Annotated in this window: 21 protein-coding genes; 8 read left to right on the forward strand and 13 right to left on the reverse strand. The window is 59.4% G+C overall.

Annotated elements, in window-relative coordinates; genetic code table 11:
• Nucleotides 1-15: 15 nt before the first annotated feature.
• The 3 genes from dgcA to MME58_RS24430 all read right to left on the reverse strand — a co-directional run bounded on the left by dgcA (nt 16) and on the right by MME58_RS24430 (nt 3,683).
• Complete coding sequence (dgcA, locus tag MME58_RS24420; protein WP_054988736.1) at nt 16-2,076, reverse strand: dimethylglycine demethylation protein DgcA; 2,061 nt, start codon at nt 2,074-2,076, stop codon at nt 16-18.
• A gap of 15 nt (nt 2,077-2,091) precedes the next feature.
• Nucleotides 2,092-2,622 (reverse strand): DUF5943 domain-containing protein, encoded by a 531-nt coding sequence (locus MME58_RS24425; protein ID WP_054988735.1) that lies wholly within the window; start codon nt 2,620-2,622, stop codon nt 2,092-2,094.
• Nucleotides 2,623-2,705: 83 nt separating this feature from the next.
• Entirely contained in the window at nt 2,706-3,683 is a 978-nt protein-coding gene (locus MME58_RS24430; protein WP_004880223.1) for a dipeptidase, read from the reverse strand.
• 227 nt (nt 3,684-3,910) lie between these two features.
• On the opposite strand from MME58_RS24430, the gene MME58_RS24435 reads away from it, so the two are divergent.
• Together MME58_RS24435 and MME58_RS24440 are read left to right on the forward strand one after the other, a co-directional pair.
• The gene (locus tag MME58_RS24435; RefSeq protein WP_054988734.1) at nt 3,911-4,321 is read left to right on the forward strand and encodes a lysozyme inhibitor LprI family protein; all 411 of its coding nucleotides are present in this window, start codon (nt 3,911-3,913) and stop codon (nt 4,319-4,321) included.
• Between the two features lie 54 nt (nt 4,322-4,375).
• On the forward strand, nt 4,376-4,795 hold the full coding sequence (locus MME58_RS24440; RefSeq protein ID WP_055006026.1) for a DUF3010 family protein: 420 nt from the start codon (nt 4,376-4,378) through the stop codon (nt 4,793-4,795).
• Between the two features lie 176 nt (nt 4,796-4,971).
• On the opposite strand, the gene fba is transcribed toward MME58_RS24440, so the two are convergent.
• The 7 genes from fba to tkt form a co-directional block, all read right to left on the reverse strand.
• Entirely contained in the window at nt 4,972-6,036 is a 1,065-nt protein-coding gene (gene fba, locus MME58_RS24445; RefSeq protein WP_003372623.1) for a class II fructose-bisphosphate aldolase, read from the reverse strand.
• Between the two features lie 114 nt (nt 6,037-6,150).
• Nucleotides 6,151-6,477, reverse strand: a complete 327-nt coding sequence (locus tag MME58_RS24450; protein WP_054988733.1) for an MliC family protein — start codon at nt 6,475-6,477, stop codon at nt 6,151-6,153.
• Between the two features lie 52 nt (nt 6,478-6,529).
• On the reverse strand, nt 6,530-6,727 hold the full coding sequence (locus MME58_RS24455) for a hypothetical protein (RefSeq protein ID WP_054988732.1): 198 nt from the start codon (nt 6,725-6,727) through the stop codon (nt 6,530-6,532).
• 84 nt (nt 6,728-6,811) lie between these two features.
• Nucleotides 6,812-7,042 carry a putative periplasmic lipoprotein gene (locus MME58_RS24460; RefSeq protein WP_054988731.1) on the reverse strand — a complete coding sequence of 77 codons (231 nt, stop codon included), beginning with the start codon at nt 7,040-7,042 and terminating at the stop codon, nt 6,812-6,814.
• Nucleotides 7,043-7,069: 27 nt separating this feature from the next.
• The gene (locus MME58_RS24465) at nt 7,070-8,233 is read right to left on the reverse strand and encodes a phosphoglycerate kinase (RefSeq protein WP_055006027.1); all 1,164 of its coding nucleotides are present in this window, start codon (nt 8,231-8,233) and stop codon (nt 7,070-7,072) included.
• 22 nt (nt 8,234-8,255) lie between these two features.
• A complete protein-coding gene (gene epd / locus MME58_RS24470; protein WP_054988729.1) occupies nt 8,256-9,299 on the reverse strand; it encodes an erythrose-4-phosphate dehydrogenase in 1,044 nt (347 codons plus the stop codon).
• Nucleotides 9,300-9,457: 158 nt separating this feature from the next.
• A complete protein-coding gene (gene tkt / locus MME58_RS24475) occupies nt 9,458-11,455 on the reverse strand; it encodes a transketolase (protein ID WP_055006028.1) in 1,998 nt (665 codons plus the stop codon).
• Between the two features lie 259 nt (nt 11,456-11,714).
• On the opposite strand from tkt, the gene MME58_RS24480 reads away from it, so the two are divergent.
• The 4 genes from MME58_RS24480 (at nt 11,715) to MME58_RS24495 (ending at nt 16,307) form a co-directional block, all read left to right on the forward strand.
• Entirely contained in the window at nt 11,715-12,710 is a 996-nt protein-coding gene (locus MME58_RS24480) for an ArsR/SmtB family transcription factor (protein WP_054988727.1), read from the forward strand.
• 20 nt (nt 12,711-12,730) lie between these two features.
• The gene (gene metK, locus MME58_RS24485; protein ID WP_002555698.1) at nt 12,731-13,921 is read left to right on the forward strand and encodes a methionine adenosyltransferase; all 1,191 of its coding nucleotides are present in this window, start codon (nt 12,731-12,733) and stop codon (nt 13,919-13,921) included.
• Between the two features lie 249 nt (nt 13,922-14,170).
• Complete coding sequence (gene ligB / locus MME58_RS24490) at nt 14,171-15,856, forward strand: NAD-dependent DNA ligase LigB (protein WP_055006029.1); 1,686 nt, start codon at nt 14,171-14,173, stop codon at nt 15,854-15,856.
• A gap of 40 nt (nt 15,857-15,896) precedes the next feature.
• A complete protein-coding gene (locus MME58_RS24495; RefSeq protein WP_054987120.1) occupies nt 15,897-16,307 on the forward strand; it encodes a DUF1090 domain-containing protein in 411 nt (136 codons plus the stop codon).
• 47 nt (nt 16,308-16,354) lie between these two features.
• Here MME58_RS24495 and MME58_RS24500 read toward each other — a convergent pair whose 3' ends face one another.
• The 3 genes from MME58_RS24500 to MME58_RS24510 all read right to left on the reverse strand — a co-directional run bounded on the left by MME58_RS24500 (nt 16,355) and on the right by MME58_RS24510 (nt 18,933).
• On the reverse strand, nt 16,355-16,756 hold the full coding sequence (locus tag MME58_RS24500; RefSeq protein WP_054987121.1) for an MAPEG family protein: 402 nt from the start codon (nt 16,754-16,756) through the stop codon (nt 16,355-16,357).
• A 114-nt stretch (nt 16,757-16,870) separates the two neighbouring features.
• Nucleotides 16,871-18,262: a heavy metal sensor histidine kinase gene (locus tag MME58_RS24505; RefSeq protein WP_054987122.1), complete on the reverse strand. Its 1,392-nt coding sequence runs from the start codon at nt 18,260-18,262 to the stop codon at nt 16,871-16,873.
• Nucleotides 18,259-18,933 carry a heavy metal response regulator transcription factor gene (locus MME58_RS24510; protein ID WP_054987123.1) on the reverse strand — a complete coding sequence of 225 codons (675 nt, stop codon included), beginning with the start codon at nt 18,931-18,933 and terminating at the stop codon, nt 18,259-18,261. Before MME58_RS24510 ends, MME58_RS24505 begins: the two co-directional genes overlap by 4 nt.
• Before the next feature lie 251 nt (nt 18,934-19,184).
• Here MME58_RS24510 and MME58_RS24515 point away from each other — a divergent pair, with 251 nt between their 5' ends.
• Nucleotides 19,185-20,411, forward strand: a complete 1,227-nt coding sequence (locus MME58_RS24515) for a TolC family protein (RefSeq protein ID WP_055006030.1) — start codon at nt 19,185-19,187, stop codon at nt 20,409-20,411.
• Between the two features lie 62 nt (nt 20,412-20,473).
• Nucleotides 20,474-21,748, forward strand: coding sequence for an efflux RND transporter periplasmic adaptor subunit (locus MME58_RS24520; protein WP_055006031.1), 1,275 nt, complete (start codon nt 20,474-20,476; stop codon nt 21,746-21,748).

Genomic DNA, 21,748 nt, shown 5'->3' on the forward strand with positions numbered 1-21,748 from the left:
GAACCTGAACTGCCGTCAAAAATCCTTGCACAGCCGCAAGCCGTCATAGATCGCCGCGTGGGTATTACGCTGCGCCACGCAATCGCCGATACGAAACAGCAAGTAACCGTCACCCGGCTGGCTCAACGAAGGCTGTGGCTGAATGGCGAACAGCGCGTCGATGTCGATCTGGCCCTTGTTGCGCGATCCTTCCTTGAGCGCGTAGTAGATCGCCTCGTCAGGACGCACACCGTTTTCCACTACCACCTGATCGACCACTCGCTCTTCCCTGGCACCGGTGTATTCGTTTTCCAGCACCGCCACCAGCTTGTCGCCCTCGCGATAGACCTTTTCCAGCATCATGTCGCCGGTCATGATCACTTCCTTGGGGTACATGCTGCGGTAGTAGGTCGGGAACGAGGTACCGCCAATCGCCACGCCCGGCTTGATATCGTCGGTGACGATCTCGACCTGGCTGCCTTTGTCGGCCAGGAAATCGGCTACCGACATGCCGGTGAATTCGCAGATCGTGTCGTAGACCAGCACGTTCTTGCCCGGCGCAACGTTGCCATCCAGCACATCCCAACTGCTGACCACCAACCCTTCTGCCGCGCCCCAGTGTTCGTTCTGCTCCAGAAACGGATGTCCGCCTACCGCCAGCACCACGATGTCCGGACGCAGGTCGAGGATGGTTGCAGCATCGGCTGCGGTCCCCAGACGCAGATCGACCTTCAGGCGCGCCAGCTCCAGTTGGAACCAGCGCGTAATGCCCGCGATCTGGTCGCGCTGTGGTGCCTTCGACGCGGTAGTGATCTGCCCGCCGATGAAGTCCTTCTTTTCGAACAGGGTTACGTCATGCCCGCGTTCGGCAGACACCCGTGCAGCTTCCATCCCGGCAGGACCGGCACCGACCACCACGACCTTGCGCTTCGGCCCGGCGGATTTTTCGATGATGTGCGGCACGCCCATGTATTCGCGGGAGGTGGCGGCGTTCTGGATACAGAGCACGTCCAGCCCTTGATACTGACGGTCGATGCAGTAGTTGGCACCGACGCACTGCTTGATCTGATCGATCTGCCCCATCTTGATCTTGGCGATCAGGTGCGGGTCGGCAATGTGCGCGCGGGTCATGCCGACCATATCGACATAGCCGCCTTCCAGAATCCGCGTTGCCTGATTCGGGTCCTTGATGTTCTGCGCGTGGAGCACAGGAGCCTTGACCACTTCCTTGATCCCGGCCGCCAGATGCAGGAACGGCTCCGGTGGATAACTCATGTTCGGAATGACGTTGGCCAGGGTGTTGTGAGTGTCGCAACCCGAGCCCACCACACCGATGAAGTCGATCATGCCGGTCTCGTCGTAATACCTGGCGATCTGCTTCATGTCCTCGTGGCTCAAACCATCAGGGTGGAACTCGTCGCCGCAGATGCGCAGCCCTACACAGAAGTCGGGGCCGACCTCCTTGCGCACTGCCTTGATGACTTCCAGACCGAAGCGCATGCGGTTCTCGAAACTGCCGCCCCACTCATCGGTACGCTTGTTGACCCGCGGGCTCCAGAACTGGTCGATCATGTGCTGGTGCACCGCCGACAATTCGACGCCGTCCAGGCCACCGGCCTTGGCGCGGGCCGCAGCGCTGGCATAGTTGCCGATCACGCGCCAGATTTCCTCCGGCTCGATGGTCTTGCAGGTCGCCCGGTGAACCGGCTCGCGAATGCCGGATGGCGACATCAGGGTAGGCCAGTGATCGCCATCCCAGCGCGAGCGACGACCCATGTGGGTTATCTGGATCATGATCTTGGCGCCATGCTTGTGCATGGCATCGGCAAGGTTCTGGAAATGCGGGATGATTCTGTCGGTCGCCAGGTTGACCGACTTCCACCAGCCTTGCGGGCTGTCGATGGCAACGCTTGAAGAGCCGCCGCAAATGGCCAGACCGATGCCGCCCTTGGCTTTCTCCTCGTAATACTTCACATAACGATCCGTGGTCATGCCGCCGTCGGTGGCGTACACCTCGGCGTGCGCGGTGCTGAGCACGCGATTGCGGATAGTGAGCTTGCCGATCTGGATCGGCTGGAACATCGCTTCGAAAGCCATAACGCGATCCTCGATTTACAGCGGCTTGACGACAAACAGTCCGTCGTCATGACCTTCTTCGGAGCCACCGTAGACCTGCTCGGCAACCGTGCGAATCGAGCTGCCACTGGCTGCAAGGATCTGATCCATCGCCCCGGCGAACCAGCCGGTGAACATGTAATCGACCTTGCGCCCGACCTTGCCGTAGACATACACGAAGCAGGAGTGCTCCAGCTTCACGCTGGCAGTGCCTTTCTCGATATCGATGTCCTGAATGCTGAACAGTCCCCAGCCACGCTGCGAAAGACGCTTCATGTAGTGTTCGAACACGGCTACGCCTTGCAGGCCGTGGCATTCAGCTTCCTTTTCGCACCAGTGCCAGGCTGATTTGTAACCTGCCTTGTAGAGGATGTCGGCGTAGGCATCAGCGCCCAGAACCTCTTCGATCCCCATGTGGTTGTTGACGAAGAAATGTCGGGGCACATACAGCATCGGCAACGCATCGGAGGTCCAGACGCCGGTTTCGCTGTCGACTTCGATGGGCAGTTGCGGGGCGATTTTAGCCATGGGGTCAAACTCCAGATGATTCGGGTTACACCCACCGCCTCAAGAGCCGTGGGGGTTCAATTCGATAAGGTATGGCTGGCGGGTTATTCGCCCCAGACGTCGGCCAGAACGTTGACCCAGTTCTCACCCATGATCTTGCGCACCACGCGTTCGGGATGACCCCGTTTGAGCAGCGTTTCAGTCAGATTGGGAAATTCGCCCACGGTGCGGATGCCCAGCGGGTTGATGATTTTGCCGAAGTTGGTCAGGCGACGGGCATAGCCCTTGTCGTGGGTCAGGTATTCGAAAAAATCCTGGCCGTGGCCTTGGGTGAAGTCAGTACCAATGCCGATAGCGTCCTCACCTACGATGTTCATCACGTATTCGATGGCTTCGGCGTAATCGTCGATGGTCGATTCGATGCCCTTGGCCAGAAATGGCGCGAACATGGTCACCCCCACAAAACCGCCGTGGTCGGCAATGAACTTCAACTCGGCGTCGGACTTGTTGCGCGGATGTTCCTTGAGGCCGGACGGCAGACAGTGGGAATAGCAGACCGGCTTTTTCGATTCGAGAATGACCTCTTCCGAGGTTTTCGAACCGACGTGGGACAAGTCGCACATCACCCCGACCCGGTTCATTTCAGCAACGATTTCACGGCCGAAACCCGACAATCCGCCGTCACGCTCATAGCAGCCGGTGCCCACCAGATTCTGGGTGTTGTAGCACATCTGCACGATGCCAACGCCCAGCTTCTTGAAGATCTCGACGTAGCCGATCTGGTCTTCATAAGCATGTGCATTCTGAAAGCCGAAGAGGATCCCGGTCTTGCCCAGTTCCTTGGCCTTGCGAATGTCGGCGGTGGTGTGCACCGGCATGACCAGATCGCTGTTTTCACGCATCAGCTTCTGGCTGGTGCAGATGCTGTTGATGGTGGCCTGAAAGCCTTCCCATACCGACACGGTGCAGTTGGCCATGGTCAGGCCGCCCTTGCGCATGTCTTCAAACAGCTCGCGATTCCACTTGGCGATGATCAGCCCGTCAATAACGATGCTGTCGGCGTGCAATTCGGCTGGGCTCATCAGGCTGTCCCCTTTTTGATTCTGGCGCACCGAATCGGCTGTCGGCGCTAATGGGGTCAGCATATGCCGGAGGGTCGGGAGAACCGGGTGCAAAAACGACAGGGGGTTTGCCGAAAGCGTCAAGATGCGACAAAGGGTGGCGGCGCATCGTCTTGCGGTGTCGTAAACCTGTTCATTGTCTCGCGCTTGAGACAGAATCCAGCCTATCAATGGATCGGAGCGACTCGATGAAAACGTTTTTCCTGACCCTGGCCCTGATGACGACAGCCGTGACAGGCGCGCATGCAGCTCAGAATCCGGATGCATCGCCGTGCGACGGTGTAGAGGACGACAAGCAGACACTGGAATGTTCGGTTTACAGCCGCACTACGGCCGAGCAGTTGCTCAAGGAAAACTTCGACAATCTGCTCAAACGGGTTCAGTCCCAGTTCGTCGCCAACAAGACTCAGTTCAACGACTTTACCAGCAAACTCAAGACTGCCCAGCAAGCCTGGGAGAAGCTGCGTGATGCCGATTGCGCCGTCGAGGTATTTCCCTCTGCTGCGGGCAGCAAGGCATTCACCATCAGTGAGAATGACTGCATTGCGCGCATGAGCGATGAACGCTCGGAGTATCTGGAGTCGATAGCGCAGGAATAACGTCTACGATGAGATAACCTGCCTCTTTTATGAACGAGCTCATCAGGTTTTCTCATGATTATTTGCGGTGTAGAAATCAAAGGCAGCGAAGCCATCTTCGCCCTCGCCACTCGACGTAATGGCGACATCGAGCACTTGCCGCTCGCCACGAAGAAGCTTGCACTGGAGGACGATGACGAGGCCGCCAACGTCAAAGCCTTCTCCACGCAACTTGCCGGTTTCGTGCGTGAAAACGGCATCAGCCATGTGGTTATCAAGAAGCGCAGCAAGAAAGGCGAATTCGCTGGCGGCCCGACCACCTTCAAGATCGAAACCATCTTTCAACTGATGTCCGATTGCAACGTGGTGCTGATCTCACCGCAGACCGTCAATGCGCAGAACAAGAAACACACCTTCGCCCTGCCCGACACGCTGAACAAGTACCAGCACGAGGCGTACAAGGCGGCGTGTGCGGGGATGATGAAGAGTGTTTAAGCGCTGCAAGAGAGGACGCAGGGCGTCTGCACGATAGCGGGGATTATCGTTCCTCACGCTCCAGCGTGGGAATGCAGTTCGTGACGCTCCGCGTCACATTCATTCGCCGCGCAGTTACTTCTGACCTGACATAAAAAAACCCGCATTTCTGCGGGTTTCTTCAGTGCCTGGTCAACTCAATTGACCTTGGCATCCAGTTCGCCACGCGCGTAGCGCTCGAACATGGCGTCCAGGGAGATCGGTTTGATCTTCGAGGCGTTGCCGGCAGTGCCAAACGCTTCGTAACGCGCGATACACACATCACGCATGGCCACGACAGTCTTGGCCAGGTATTTGCGCGGGTCGAACTCGCTCGGGTTTTTGGCCATGAATTCGCGGATTGCACCGGTGGACGCTAGGCGCAGGTCGGTATCGATGTTGACCTTGCGCACGCCGTGCTTGATGCCTTCGACGATTTCTTCGACCGGCACACCGTAGGTTTCTTTGATGTCGCCGCCGAACTCGTTGATGATCTTCAGCCATTCCTGCGGAACGGAAGAAGAACCGTGCATCACCAGGTGAGTGTTCGGGATTCGCTTGTGAATCTCTTTGATGCGCTCGATCGCCAGGATGTCGCCGGTAGGCGGCTTGGTGAACTTGTAAGCACCGTGGCTGGTGCCGATAGCGATGGCCAGAGCATCGACCTGGGTACGCTTGACGAAGTCAGCGGCTTCTTCAGGGTCGGTGAGCATCTGGCTGTGATCCAGAACACCTTCCGCACCAACGCCGTCTTCTTCACCGGCCATACCGGTTTCCAGCGAACCCAGCACGCCCAGCTCACCTTCCACAGAAACGCCGCAGGCGTGAGCAAAGGATACGACGCGACGGGTAACATCGACGTTGTAGTCATAGTCGGCCGGAGACTTGCCGTCTTCGCGCAACGAACCGTCCATCATGACCGAGCTGAAGCCCAGCTGGATCGAGCGTTGGCAGATGTCAGGGCTGGTGCCGTGGTCCTGGTGCATGACCACCGGGATGTGCGGAAACTCTTCGATGGCGGCGAGGATCAGGTGACGCAGGAACGGCGCGCCGGCGTATTTGCGGGCACCGGCAGAAGCCTGGACGATCACCGGGGAGTCGGTCTTGTCGGCCGCTTCCATAATGGCGCGCATCTGTTCCAGGTTGTTTACGTTGAAAGCTGGAACGCCATAGCCGAATTCGGCTGCGTGGTCCAACATCTGGCGCATGCTGATAAGTGCCATTGTCTGTCTCTCTCCCGGTAGGGTCGTTAATCGAGCAAGCCTGCCGTAGTGGCGGCTGCCATTCAAGTTATAAGCTCAGCCACGAAGGCCGTGCGTGTGTGCTCGAGATCCGAATTATCTGGCCTTGCAGCCGCGACCGATCAGATCGTTGGTAGCGTCCCAGTAGATCAGGCCTTCGCTACCCTTGTTGACGAATGCCAACACGTTGTTGCTGTAAAGCGTTCCGCTGGCAGCGCCGGGTTCAGCCTTGAGCCTGAACACCTGATCGCTCTGATTCAGACGCACATCGACTTCCTTTTTGGCCGAATCGATGTAACGCCAGTTGACCTCTGCATTGCTGTCACACACCCAACGATTCCACGGGTCATTCTGTTGCGGTGTGCTCATGCTTGAACAACCGCCGAGCACTGCCAAAACCCCGAGGGCAATCACGCCTTTCATTACGTCTCCTGGCTGCCCTGCGAAATACGGCATATGCCGGTCATTTCAACGCTCAGGGGCAGTTCTGTTCCTGTTTACGGTCGTCGGCCGGCTCGCCGGTGACATGTGCTTCGACCCGCTGACTGTTCTCGGTCGTCGGCACATTCACGGAGGCCGGGCTGAATATCTGACAGGTCTTGGCACGCGAACCAGAACCGGTACAACCAGCCAGTACAACGCAGCTCATCAGAGCCAGGGCAGCGATCTTCATGGCGAAACTCCTTTCCCGGAAATATATCCACTCTTTAAAGACCGCCGAAGCCCGTCAATGTTGCCAACGGGTTTCAGACCTGACTCACAGACACCCTACGTTGCCTGTTCTGGGCATGAATTCATAACGATCCCACACCTCCGGGCCACCGCGCTTGTAAACCACAGGCACGGTTTCGGCCTGCCAGCCCGCCTGATAGCAACTCAACTGGAGCGGTTGGGTCGGGGAGTCGCTCTCCACCTCTTCAGCCACAGGCTTGCCCGCGCAACCGGCCAGTAAACCTGCGATGAGAAACCACGGTAACGCCCTGACCATTGACCACTCCTTGTCCAAAGCTTTCATTCAAGCCTTGGCGCGTTGTTCGAGCACTTCCACCGCTGGCAGAACCTTGCCTTCCACGAACTCGAGGAACGCACCGCCACCGGTCGAAATGTAGGAAATCTGTTGTGCAACACCGTACTTGTCGATGGCCGCCAGCGTGTCGCCACCGCCCGCGATGGAAAACGCCTGGCTTTCGGCGATGGCTTTGGCTAGCGTCCTGGTGCCTTCACCGAACTGATCGAACTCGAACACGCCGACCGGACCGTTCCACAGGATAGTCCCGGAAGATTTCAGTAATTCGGCGAAATGCGCAGCAGTTTGCGGGCCGATATCGAGAATCATGTCGTCCTCGGCAACCTCACCGATCAGTTTGACGGTAGCGGCAGCGCTCTCGGCGAACTCCTTGGCGACCACGACATCGGTCGGCAATGGCACGCTGACCTTGGCAGCGATGGAACGTGCAGTGTCGAGCAGATCAGGTTCATACAGCGATTTGCCGACCTTGTGACCAGCGGCAGCCAGGAAGGTGTTGGCAATGCCGCCGCCTACGATCAACTGATTGCAGATCCCGCTCAGGCTGTTGAGTACGTCCAGCTTGGTAGAGACCTTGGAACCGGCAACGATGGCGGTCATTGGCTGGGCCGGCGCGCCCAGAGCCTTGCCCAGCGCTTCAAGCTCTGCAGCCAGCAACGGACCGGCAGCGGCAACCTTGGCAAATCTGGCTACGCCGTGAGTGGAACCCTCTGCGCGGTGAGCGGTGCCGAAAGCGTCCATCACGAACACGTCGCACAGTGCCGCATATTTCTGCGCCAGCTCGTCGGCGTTCTTTTTCTCGCCCTTGTTGAAGCGAACGTTCTCGAACAGGACGACATCTCCTGCCTTCACGTCGACACCGTCCAGATAATCCGCCACCAGCGGAACGTCACGACCCAGCGCCTTGCTCAGATAGTCGGCAACCGGTTTCAGGCTGTTTTCGGCAGAAAATTCGCCCTCGGTCGGACGGCCCAGGTGCGAGCAGACCATGACGGCCGCGCCTTTTTCCAATGCCAGCCTGATGGTCGGCAGCGAAGCAAGAATACGTGCATCACTGCTGACAACGCCGTCCTTTACCGGGACATTGAGGTCTTCGCGGATCAGTACACGTTTACCTTGCAGATCGAGGTCGGTCATCTTCAAGACGGTCATGAGCATTCCTGTTTTTTTACTGTTATTGGTCAGCGACGCGCAGAAAGTGATCGGCGACGTCGAGCATTCGATTGGCAAAACCCCATTCGTTATCGAACCAGGCCAGCAGATTGACCAGCCTGGGACCGGAAACGCGGGTCTGACTCGCATCGACAATCGCCGAATGCGGGTCATGGTTGAAATCGCAACTGGCGTGCGGCAGCTCAGTGTAGGCCAGCAAACCCTTGAGCGGGCCGCTGGTGGCGGCCTCGCGCAGGATGCGGTTGATCTCGACCGCATCGGTGTCTCGCGACATCTGCAAGGTAATGTCCAGACACGACACATTCACGGTCGGCACACGAACAGCTTTGGCCTGAATTCGGCCGGCAAGTTCCGGAAGCAGCCGCTCGATTCCGCGCGCCAGACCGGTGGACACCGGAATGATCGACTGGAACGCCGAGCGGGTACGGCGCAGATCCTCGTGGTGGTAAGCGTCGATCACCGGTTGATCATTCATCGCCGAGTGGATGGTCGTAATGGTGATGTACTCAAGGCCGATGGCCTGATCCAGCAAGCGCAGCAGCGGCACACTGCAATTGGTGGTGCACGAGGCGGCAGAGACCAGCAGCTCGTGGCCGGTGAGCCTTTGCTGGTTGATGCCGAACACCACGGTGGCATCGACATCCCGCTCGCTGGCCATCGGCTGGGAGAACAGCACCCTCGGCGCACCGGCATCCAGAAAGCGCTGACCGTCTTCGCGCGTGTTGTAGACACCGGAACACTCAAGCACAAGATCGACTTCCAGCCCGGCCCAGTCGATGTCTTCCGGCGTTGCGCTGCGCAAGACCCTGATGCAGTGGTCATTGATGTGCAGATATTGCCCTTCGACCCGCACTTCGCCGGGGAACCGGCCATGTGTGGAGTCAAAACGCGTGAGGTATTCGAGACTGGCCATGTCGGCCAAGTCGTTGATGGCAACCACTTCAAACCCGGCCCTGGCCCCGCGCTCGCACAATGCACGAACGACACAACGACCAATCCGGCCGTAACCGTTCAGAGCAACTTTATAAGGGCGGGGCTGGGGCATGAAATTTTCGCCAGGAAATAACAATCATGTGGGAGCGGACCGGGCGACGCTTCGCTTGTCGGCGAATGGGAGCACTCGGTGTAGCTGATTTACCGAGTTGCTGCATTCGCGGACAAGTCCGCTCCCACAAAATCAAACACAAACCATCAAGCAGCTGATCAGTCTTCCAGCATCTCGTCAGCAATGCTCAGGACGTTTTCCAGCGTGAAGCCGAACTCTTCGAACAGCGCTGAAGCAGGTGCCGACTCGCCGAAGGTGGTCATGCCGATCACGCGACCTTCCAGGCCCACGTATTTGTACCAGTAGTCGGCGTGAGCCGCCTCGATGGCAATACGCGCGCTAACCTGCAGCGGCAGAACAGCTTGCTTGTACGCAGCGTCCTGAGCTTCGAAAATGCTGGTGCACGGCATGGAGACCACACGAACGTTGCGCCCCTGCTCGGTCAGCTTGTCATACGCCTGCACAGCCAGACCGACTTCAGAACCGGTCGCGATGAGGATCAGCTCAGGCTCGGCAGCGCAGTCACGCAGCACGTAGCCGCCACGCGCGATGTAGGACAGTTGCTTCTCGTCACGCGCCTGATGAGTCAGGTTCTGACGCGAGAAGATCAGCGCCGACGGGCCATCGTTGCGCTCGATAGCGTGTTTCCAGGCCACTGCCGATTCCACGGCATCCGCCGGACGCCAGGTGTCGAGATTCGGCGTGGTGCGCAGGCTGGTCAATTGCTCGATTGGCTGGTGAGTCGGACCGTCTTCGCCCAGACCGATGGAGTCATGGGTGAACACGTAGATCACGCGCTTCTTCATCAACGAAGCCATACGCACCGCGTTGCGAGCGTATTCCATGAAGATCAGGAAGGTTGCACCGTAAGGCACGAAGCCGCCGTGCAGGGCGATACCGTTCATCATGGCGCCCATGCCGAACTCGCGAACACCGTAATGCAGGTAGTTGCCGTTAGGGTCTTCGCCAGTAATGCTCTTGCAGCCTTTCCAGATGGTCAGGTTGGACCCGGCAAGGTCGGCCGAACCGCCCAGAATTTCCGGCAGCAACGGGCCCAGTGCGCTCAGCGCGTTCTGGCTGGCCTTGCGACTGGCGATGGTCTCGCCCTTGGCGTTGACGTCCTTAACGTAGGCTGCTGATTTTTCGGCAAAATCGGCAGGCAATTCGCCGCTCATGCGACGGATGAAATCGTTGGCCAGCTCGGGGAACGCGGCGGAGTACGCGGCAAAACGCTGATCCCACTCGGCTTCGGCAGCCAGACCTTTTTCTTTCGCATTCCACTCGGCGTAGATATCAGCCGGAATTTCAAAAGGACCGTGGGTCCATTTCAACGCCGCACGGGTCAGGGCGATTTCGTCGGCACCCAGTGGAGCACCATGGGACTCTTCCTTGCCCTGCTTGTTAGGCGAGCCAAAACCGATGGTGGTCTTGCAGCAGATCAGGGTTGGCTGATCGCTCTTGCGTGCGGTATCGATGGCCGTCTTGATTTCTTCGGGGTCGTGACCGTCGACATTGCGGATGACCAGCCAGCCGTAGGACTCGAAGCGCTTCGGCGTATCGTCGGTAAACCAGCCTTCCACCTCGCCATCGATGGAGATGCCGTTGTCGTCATAGAACGCGATCAGTTTGCTCAGTTGCAGCGTGCCGGCTAACGAAGCGACCTCGTGGGAAATGCCTTCCATCATGCAGCCATCACCCATGAACACGTAGGTATGGTGATCAACGATGGAATGACCTGGACGGTTGAACTGCGCGGCGAGGGTCTTCTCGGCAGCGGCGAAACCCACAGCGTTGGCAAAACCCTGACCCAGCGGACCGGTGGTGGTCTCGACACCAGGCGTATAACCGAACTCCGGGTGACCCGGTGTGCGGCTGTGCAGCTGGCGGAAGTTTTTCAGGTCGTCGATGGACAGGTCATAACCGGTCAGGTGCAGCAGCGAATAGACCAGCATCGAGCCGTGGCCATTGGACATGATGAAACGATCACGGTCGGCAAATGCAGGGTTTGCCGGGTTGTGCTTCAGATAATCGCGCCATAGAACCTCGGCGATATCCGCCATGCCCATAGGGGCACCCGGATGGCCGCTGTTGGCTTTTTGCACGGCATCCATGCTGAGGGCACGAATAGCGTTGGCACGCTCACGACGGCTTGGCATCGCTGATCTCCTGGGAATTAAGAAATAGGACTGAGAAAAAAGAAGGTCATTTTCCCTCAGGGACAGGCCGGGGGCAATGAAAGATAATCGACCATAGGCTTTTTTCCCGCGTTACGGACATTATTTGGCCTGCAAAGACTTGATCGTCCGTCAGCGCGACAAGTTCACAATGGCTGACCGATGCCATCCATCCAGCAATATCAAAACTTTTTGATATTGCCCTTGCGGCACTCCGGATCGCTCTCTAGACTGCGCAGCTATGAACCTGCGTGTACCTGCAATTCGCCATGATGCATGCGACGACCTCTCTGCATTGTGCAAGGCCGGCGGCGACCCTCTGCGGCTGAACGTGCTGCGTGTGCTGACCAATGATTCGTTCGGCGTACTTGAACTGGCGCAGATCTTTGCCATTGGCCAGTCCGGCATGAGTCACCACCTCAAGGTGCTGGCGCAGGCTGATCTGGTAGCCACACGGCGCGAAGGCAACGCAATTTTCTACCGCCGCGCCCTGCCTCATACCGATCTGCCGGGCGGCAGACTGCATGCGGCGCTGCTTGATGAAGTGGATACGCTGGACCTGCCGGACGATGTACAGAGCCGAATCGGTCTGGTGCATCGGCAACGTGCCTTGGCCAGTCAGGATTTCTTTGCCCGCACCGCAGAAAAGTTTCGCGCCCAGCAGGACCTAATCGCCGGTTTGGCGCAGTACAGCGAGAGCCTGCTGACATTGCTCGACAAACTGAGCTTCGGCGCGCAGGCCACGGCTCTGGAAGTAGGCCCCGGTGACGGCGGCTTTCTGCCAGAGCTGGCTCGACGCTTCCGGCAGGTCATCGCGATGGACAACAGCCCGGTGATGCTTGACCTGGCACGTGGCGTCTGCGAGCGCAAGTCACTGGCCAACGTCGAATTGCGACTGGCCGATGCACTGACAGACGCTAAAGTCAGTGCCGACTGCGTCGTCCTCAACATGGTGCTGCACCATTTCGCAGTACCGGCCGAAGCCTTGAGGCAACTGGCCGAACACGTAAAACCCGGCGGTAGCTTGCTGGTAACAGAATTGTGTAGTCATGACCAGAGCTGGGCCAGGGAGGCCTGTGGCGATCTCTGGTTAGGTTTCGAGCAGGAAGACCTGGCCCATTGGGCCATCGCTGCGGGGCTAGTTCCCGGGGAAAGCCTCTATGTAGGCTTACGTAATGGTTTCCAGATCCAGGTTCGCCATTTTCAGCGACCGGCTGGCGACACTCACCATCGGTAAAATGAAGGAAACCCGTAGAGATGAGCGAATACTCACTTTTCACCTCCGAGTCCGTGTCCGAAGGGCATCCGGACAAGATCGCCGACCAGATTTCCGACGCGGTTCTGGACGCCATCATCGCTGAAGACAAATACGCCCGTGTAGCGTGCGAAACACTGGTCAAGACCGGTGTCGCGATCATCGCTGGCGAAGTGTCGACTTCGGCCTGGGTCGATCTGGAAGACATCGTGCGTAACGTCATCCTCGACATCGGCTACAACAGCTCCGACGTCGGTTTCGACGGCGCGACCTGCGGCGTGATGAACATCATCGGCAAGCAGTCGGTAGACATCGCTCAGGGCGTTGACCGCAGCAAGCCTGAAGATCAGGGCGCTGGCGATCAGGGCCTGATGTTCGGTTACGCCAGCAATGAAACCGACGTGCTGATGCCAGCGCCGATCACCTTCTCTCACCAGCTGGTACAGCGCCAGGCTGAAGCCCGCAAGTCCGGCCTGCTGCCTTGGCTGCGCCCGGATGCAAAATCCCAGGTCACCTGCCGTTACGAAAACGGCAAGGTTGTCGGCGTCGACGCCATCGTGCTGTCGACTCAGCACAACCCGGATGTGTCCTACAAGGACCTGCGTGAAGGCGTGATGGAACTGATCGTCAAGCACGTCATCCCGGCGCATCTGCTGCACAAGGACACCCAGTTCCACATCAACCCGACCGGCAACTTCATCATCGGTGGCCCGGTAGGCGACTGCGGTCTGACCGGCCGCAAGATCATCGTCGACACCTACGGTGGCATGGCCCGTCACGGTGGTGGTGCCTTCTCCGGCAAGGACCCATCGAAGGTTGACCGTTCGGCCGCCTACGCAGGTCGTTACGTTGCCAAGAACATCGTTGCTGCCGGCCTGGCCGAGCGTTGCGAAATCCAGGTTTCCTACGCCATCGGCGTTGCTCAGCCGACCTCGATCTCGCTGAACACCTTCGGCACCGGCAAGCTGTCCGACGACAAGATCATCAAGCTGGTTCGCGACAACTTCGACCTGCGTCCCTACGCGATCACCACCATGCTCGACCTGCTGCACCCGATGTATCAGGCCACTGCGGCCTACGGCCACTTTGGTCGTACCCCGGTCGAAATGACCGTTGGCGATGACACCTTCACCGCCTTCACCTGGGAAAAAACCGACCGCGCCGATGCCTTGCGCGCAGCTGCCGGCCTGTAACACCCTGTAAAAGGCCCCGGACGACCTGGTCGTCCGGGGCTTTTTTTCGTCTGTCCGAGGGCGTGCGGAACGATAGTCCCGTAATTATTGTGCCGACGCTCCGCGTCGATACACCGTTCTGGACGCTCCACGTCCGGTTTCAAATGCGCCGCCCGGTGCTATGGCAAAACCCGGTAACCAGGCCATTCGTCTGCACAGCGCATCAGCAACTAGCCTCATCGAGCCCATTCCTAACGCAAGGATGCTTCGATGCCGTTTGCCTTACGCCTGATGACCTGCGCCTTTCTGATACTCCTCACCCCTCTCGGCCATGCCAGCCAGTGCCCCGACTGGTCTCCCGCCAGGGCAGACATCGAGATCGCGGCCCTGCAGCAGCAGATCGCAGAATGGGACGACAGTTACCATCGCCGTGGCATTTCGCAGATCCCGGACGCGCTTTACGATCAGTCACGACTGAAGCTGGACGCCTGGCGATCGTGCTTTGCCGTTGCGGCGATTGACGATCACCCTTTGAAAACCGCGTCTGGCCCGCTGGCGCATCCTGTTCCGCACACGGGCGTCAGCAAGCTGGCAGATGATAAAAGTGTCATGGGATGGCTCAAGGGCCGAAGCGACGTGTGGGTTCAACCCAAGGTCGATGGGGTAGCCGTTACGCTGGTCTACGACAAGGGCAGACTGATCCAGGCGATCAGCCGGGGGGATGGGCTCAAAGGCCAGGACTGGACCTCGCAGGCGCGACTCATAAAGGCCATTCCCAAGCACTTGCCCCGGCAGGACGCTGTGATTCTGCAAGGCGAACTCTATTGGCGGCTGGCCGATCATGTGCAGGCAGCAGCAGGCAGCGTCAATGCGCGCAGCAAGGTCGCAGGGCTATTGGCGCGGCAGACGATCAGCCCACAACAGGCCGATGCCATCGGCCTGTTCGTCTGGGACTGGCCGAGCGGGCCTGCCGACATGCCGCAACGACTCGCAGGCCTGCAAGCCATGGGTTTTGAGGACAGCGAAGCTTACACGCACCCATTGGAAAATCATGCCCAGGCCGCGCAATGGCGCGAGCACTGGTATCGCAACCCACTGCCATTCGCTACCGATGGCGTGATCATCCGTCAGGGCCAGCGACCACCCATGCAGCGCTGGCAAGCCACTGCGCCTTACTGGATCGCGGCCTGGAAGCATCCTTACGCCCAGGCGCTGGCCGAGGTGCGCAAGGTCAGCTTCAATATCGGTCGCAGTGGCCGGATTACGCCGGTCCTGGAACTGACGCCAGTGCGCCTCGACGACCGTATCGTCAGTCGCATCGGCACCGGTTCGCTGCAGCGCTGGCAAAAACTGGATATCAGGCCCGGCGATCAGGTCGCCGTGAGTCTGGCCGGGCTGACGATTCCAAGACTTGACGGAGTGATATCGCGGGCCGCCGAACGCGCTGAAATGATCATCCCGAACGCCGAAGACTTTCATGCGTTGAGCTGCTGGCAAGCCACGCCGGGCTGTGAAAGCCAGTTCCGCGCCAGACTGGTCTGGCTCAGCGGCAAAAAGGGTCTTGCGTTGCCCGGCGTCGGTCCGGGGACCTGGGACAAGCTCATTGAAAGCGGCCGAATAGAAGGTCTGCTCGATTGGATGAACCTGAATCATGCTGAGCTTGCTAACATTCCCGGCTTCGCCGAGCGCAGCAGCGCTAAACTGCTCACCAGCCTGCAAAGTGCCCGTGAAAAGCCTTTTCAGACATGGCTCAAGGCCATCGGACTGCCGCCCACAGGAGGCGCGAAACTGCCTGACAACTGGCACGAACTGGCCGGGCGTAGCGTCGAACAATGGCAGGCAGAACCGGGCGTAGGGCCTGGTCGGGCAACGAAGCTGAAATCTTTTTTTCAGGACCCACAAGTACAGGCATTGAGCCAGCAATTGCAGGCCCAGGGTATTTCAGGTTTTAAGTAGCGGACGTTCATTTTTCTGTCCGTATTCAAACGGAGTTCATATGCAGTTTTTATCACCATTGATCCTTTTCACCAGTTGCACGCTGCTGGCCACAACCCTGCTGGCAGAGGAACAGGCACCCGCGCCCTCCGAGTGCCAGATCAAAAGCCAGGAGATCAGCAGCAGGATTCAGGACGCCAAGACTGAGGGCAACAAGGCCGAACAGACCGGACTTGAAAAGGCGCTCGCAGAAGTCAATGCCAACTGTACCGAGACCTCATTGATCAAGCAGAGAAAGCAAAAGGTGCTGGACGCCAAACAGGAAGTCAGCCGCCGTCAGAACGACCTGAACAAGGCCATGGACAAAGGGGATCCGGAGAAGATCAACAAGCGTAAGGACAAGCTCGCCGAGTCGCGCAAAGAGTTGCAGGAAGCCCAGACCGATCTCGAGAAAGTCCAGCCGGACGACTGATAAAGGCAGCGGCGCAACGGATTACCGACAGCGCCGCAACCTGACCGTCAGGAAACGGCCGGGAAAGCCGACACCCCGAACAACGCGATGATCAGGCCCATGCCCACCAGCCAGACAAGCGACCGCAGTGCGGCCAGGTCCGCCAGATAGAAGATGATGTACAACAGGCGGCTGGTGATAAACAGCACGGCAAGTACATCAATCGTCACCAGCTGCGCATTGCCGGCAATGTGCGCAATGATAACCGCCGCCGCGAACGCCGGGGTCACTTCATAGCTGTTGAGCTGCGCAGCGTGCGCGCGGCGCGGGAAACCCTCGAGCTTGTCGAGAAAGGCGCGCGGGTCATGATTGTGCCCGCTGCCAAATTTTCCGCTGCCGAACTTGGCGATGCCAGCACAGCCAATCGGCAGCAATATCGCAACCAGCACGCACCAGAAAGCAACTGTCATAGGTCCATCCTTATCGATTTGGCTTCGTCGGAAGCATCCGGGCATTACCCGCTCACAAGCTATGAGCCGGGGGTCGGCCAAAGGTTCTTGAAGAACGACCGGCAACCTGATGCATTACACCAGTTTAGGGAAGATCAGGCTGAACGTCGTGAAGCGACCCGGCTCGCTCTCGACCGTCACCTGCCCTTCATGCAGGCTCATGATGGAGCGCACAATCGCCAGCCCGAGCCCAGTACCACCCTGCTGTCGCGCACGGCTGACATGAACCCGGTAGAAACGATCGAACAGCCGTGGCAGGTGCTCGGCATCGATGCCCTCACCCGCATTGCGCACCGCCAGCGAAACCTCATCTTCATGCGTGGCCAGCGTGATGGTAATGACGCTGCCGGACAGGCCATGGCGAATGGCGTTGGACAGCAGGTTCGAAATCGCTCGCTGAATCATCAGCCTGTCGCCCGTGGCCTTCGCGCTACCCTGGACCTGCAAGGTAATATCGCGATCCTCCGCCGAGGATGAAAACAGCTCGGCGACCTTGTCCGCCTCTTCCCGCAGATCGATGACCTCGACCGGCAAGGGCGCTGCAGGCTGGCTGACGCTGGCCAGAAACAACATCTGGCTGATCATGCGCGACATGCGCTCCAGCTCTTCGGTACAGGATTCCAGGGCCTGTTTGTACTCCTCCGAAGGACGCGGTCTGGACAGCGTGACCTGCGCCTTGCCCATCAGATTGTTCATCGGCGAGCGCAATTCATGCGCGAGGTCGTCCGAGAACTGCGCCAGTTGCTGCACATCGCCGTCCAGCCGGTGCAGCATGAAGTTGACCGCATGTGCCAGGTCGCGCAATTCATCAGGCAGGCCTTTGACCTTCATGCGATGAGACAGATCGCGAGCCGAGATCAGCGCCGTTACTTTTCTGAACGCCCCCAACGGCCTGAGCCCCCGACGCACCACCCACCAGGCACCAAAGCCGATCACCAGCAAGATCACCGGCAGCACCATGAACGTCGACTTCACATAGGCATGCAGCAGCGTGGTGTCGCTTTCGCGGTCCATCGACAGCCGAACCAGAATATCCTGATCCGTCTTGAGACGAATCTCCTTGTACCCCAGCAAAATCTTGTGCCCATGTAGCGACGTCAACTGCTGAAAACCCTGTGGCACGCCTTCAGTGCCGACAATCGGGAGATTACGCCCCTCTTCGTTGCCGACATTCATCAGTTCCTGACGGGGATTGCCTGCGTCGAAGATGGTCAGCGCATAACTGTCATGCCCGACAATCTGGTCACGCAGCGTGTGTGGGTACTGAACAATGTCCTCGACGCCGAGAAACCCCTCACTCAGACCGTGTTCGATCTGCGCGAACTTCTCCTTCAGGCTGTCTTCGGCACGCAGGTCCAGTTGATGGGAAATGGCCGCATACGCGAACGTCTCCATCACCAGCACCAGAAAAGCGATCAGCGCAGTGACTGTCAGGCTCATGCGCGTCGACAGACGCGTCGGTTTCATTCACGGACTTCCAGCACATAACCTACGCCGCGCAAGGTATGAATCAGCTTGGTCTCGAACGGATCGTCGATCTTCGCCCGCAGGCGACGGATCGACACCTCCACCACGTTGGTGTCGCAATCGAAGTTCATGTCCCAGACCAGCGAGATGATCTGGGTGCGCGACATGACCTCGCCGCTGTGCCGCATCAGCAAGTGCAGCAGCGCGAACTCCTTGGTCGTCAGGTCGATACGCTGGCTGCCGCGAAACGCCCGGTGCCGCCCTTGATCAAGTTCCAGATCGCCGACCTGCAACACCTTGGAGGTGGTGGTCTGCTCGCTGCGCCGCATCAAGGTGCGGACCCGGGCCAGCAGCTCGGGAAACTCGAACGGCTTGACCAGATAATCATCGGCCCCCATCTCCAGGCCCTTGACCTTCTCTTCGAGACGTCCTCGCGCAGTGACCATCATGATGCGCGTGCTGACGGTCTTTCTCAGGCGGCTCAACACCTCCCAGCCGTCCATTTCCGGCAGGTTCACATCCAGTATCACCACATCGTAAGCCTGATGCTGCGCGAGATAGAGCCCATCGAGCCCGGTTGCGGCGATATCGACGACATAGCCACTTTCGGTCAGACCCTGATGCATGTACTCGGCAGTTTTCGGCTCGTCCTCGACGACAAGGATTCGCATGACGGGGCTTCCTGTTTGATGAACGGATGATGACGATGCCGTGCAGTGTACTGAAAAGAAACCCCCATCTCGCTGGATAACAAAATCGTAATTTTCCAGCAATCCCTCTGATAGCTCCGGTTGCATAAAGTCCCCTCCAGCCAACTTCAGCGCTCAGGTGCGTGTTTGTTTTTTGTTTTGATGGGGCGATTCATGCGACTGAAGAATGACGTTCGCACTCGGCATACCGATCGATTGGCAGGGGGTCCGGTATGAGAGCCGCCGTACTTTGTCTGCTGTTGTTACCGCTGGCTGCTCCCGGCATCGCGGCAGCGCAGGGCATCAGCCTGGCTCAGGCGCTGGAAGCAGCATTCGCCCGCAATCCGGAACTCGCCGCAGCGCAATGGGAGATTGGCGTTGCCGAGGGTGATCGCCAGCAGGCCGGGCTGATCCCCAACCCGGTGGTGTCGTGGGAAGTGGAAGACACACGCCGCGAGACCAGCACCACAACGGTGATGCTCAGCCAGGCCCTGGAATTGGGCGGTAAGCGCGGAGCGCGCATCGAAGCGGCCAGCAAGGGTCAGGACGCCGCCCGGCTGGAGCTGGAGCGGCGCGGCAACGAGCTGCGCGCCGAAGTGGTTCAGGCGTTCTACGCGGCGGCACGGGCGCAGGCCGGCCTGGACCTGGCGCGTCAGTCCAGAACACTTGCCGAACGCGGCCTGCAGGTCGCCGAAGGGCGCGTTCGGGCGGGCAAGGTGTCACCGGTCGAAGCCACCCGCGCACAGGTGCAACTGGCCGAAACCGACCTGCTGGTTCGGCGCGCCGAGACCCTGAAAATCAACAGTAACCGCGAGCTGGCGCGCACCACCGGTTCGCCGGTCACCGCTTTCGAGCGTCTGGACTACACCGACCTCTCGCCGGGCAAGCGGCCACCGACCGCGAAGATCCTGACCGCCATCAATCAGTCCGCCGAACTGCGCCTCGCCCAGGCCCAGATAGAACAACGCGAAGCCACATTGGGTTCAGAGCGTGCCAAGCGCATCCCGGACCTGACCGTCAGCGTCGGCAGCCAGTACAGTCGCGAAGAGCGCGAACGGGTCAACGTCGTGGGCCTGTCGATGCCGCTGCCGTTGTTCGACCGCAATCAGGGCAACGTGCTCGCGGCATCACGTCGCGCCGACCAGTCACGCGATCTGCGCAACGCCGTCGAACTCAAGCTGCGCACCCAGACGCAGTCCGCCCTCGATCAGTGGAGCACTGCCGCGCAGGAAGTCGAGTCCTTCGATCAGGTCATCCTGCCTGCCGCGCAACGTGCCGTCGACACGGCAACGCGTGGTTTCGAGATGGGCAAGTTCGGTTTTCTGGAAGTGCTGGACGCGCAACGAACGCTGATTTCAGCGCGCAGCCAGTATCTGGAATCGCTGGCAACCGCCACCGAAGCGCGTGTCGCCGTAGAGCGTATCCACGGTGATCTCAACCGGTTCAGCGTCAACCCCTGACTGTCTTTTTTCGCCTATATCGAGCGCAAGGTGCTGCACGCACCTGATCGCCGGGAGCTTTCATGAATAACAAACGAAGCATTGCCCTCGCGCTGGCGGTGGTGGCCATCATTGGTCTGGGCAGTCTGGCACTCAACCCGCAGATGCTGCCGTTCGCAGCCGAACCCAAACCATCGGCAGAGGAACACGCGCATGATTCCGAGTCTGGGCACGCTGACGAGCCAGAGCACACTGAGGAGCCGGGCCACGGCAACGAGGCGAAAAAACCGGACGCCGTAGCCGCCGAGTCTTCCCATGAAGAAGAGGAAGAGGGACACATCGAGCTGAGCGCCGAGCAAATCAAGACGGCTGGCATCGAGCTGGCAACCGCCGAACCCCGGCAAATGAGCACCACCGTGACCTTCCCCGGCGAGATTCGCTTCGACGAGGACCGCACCGCGCATGTCGTGCCGCGTGTCAGCGGCGTGGTCGAAGCGGTCAAGGTCGATCTGGGCCAGACCGTGAAAAAGGGCCAGGTGCTGGCCGTGATCGCCAGCCAGCAAATCTCCGACCAACGCAGCGAGCTGAACGCCGCACAGCGACGCCAGGAACTGGCACGCCTTACGCTGCAACGCGAGAAGAAACTGTGGGAAGACAGGATCTCCGCCGAGCAGGACTACTTGCAGGCGCGCCAGGACTTTCAGGAAGCCGACATCAACCTGGCCAATGCCCGGCAAAAAATCAGCGCCATCGGTGCCAGCCTCAATCCTTCCGCCGGAAGCCGCTATGAGTTGATCGCACCGTTTGACGCAGTGGTCGTGGAAAAACATCTGGGCATCGGCGAAATGGTCAGCGAAGCGAGCAACGCCTTCACATTGTCCGACCTCTCGCGCGTCTGGGCCACCTTCGGCGTAGCGCCAAAGGACCTGGATAAAGTGGTTGTCGGTCGTCCGGTGATCGTCAGCGCGCCCGACCTCAATGCGCGGGTCGACGGAAAGATCGGTTATGTCGGCAGCCTGCTGGGCGAGCAGACCCGCGCCGCCGCCGTGCGCGTGACCCTGGCCAACCCGCAGGGCGCTTGGCGTCCCGGCCTGTTTGTGTCGGTCGAAGTCGCCGCCGAACAGACCGGCGTGGCGGTCAGCATTCCCGAATCTGCGATCCAGTCGATTGAAGACAAACCTTCAGTCTTCGTGCGCAACGCTGAAGGGTTTCAACTGACACCCGTGACGCCTGGCCGCCGCGATGGCGGCCATGTGGAAATCGTCAAGGGCCTGGCGGCCGGCACACAAGTGGCCGCCGCCGGCAGTTTCATCCTCAAGTCGGAGCTGGGCAAAGGTTCCGCCGAGCACGCCCATTGA

This window comes from Pseudomonas syringae pv. tagetis, from assembly GCF_022557255.1.
Taxonomy (GTDB): domain Bacteria; phylum Pseudomonadota; class Gammaproteobacteria; order Pseudomonadales; family Pseudomonadaceae; genus Aquipseudomonas; species Aquipseudomonas caricapapayae.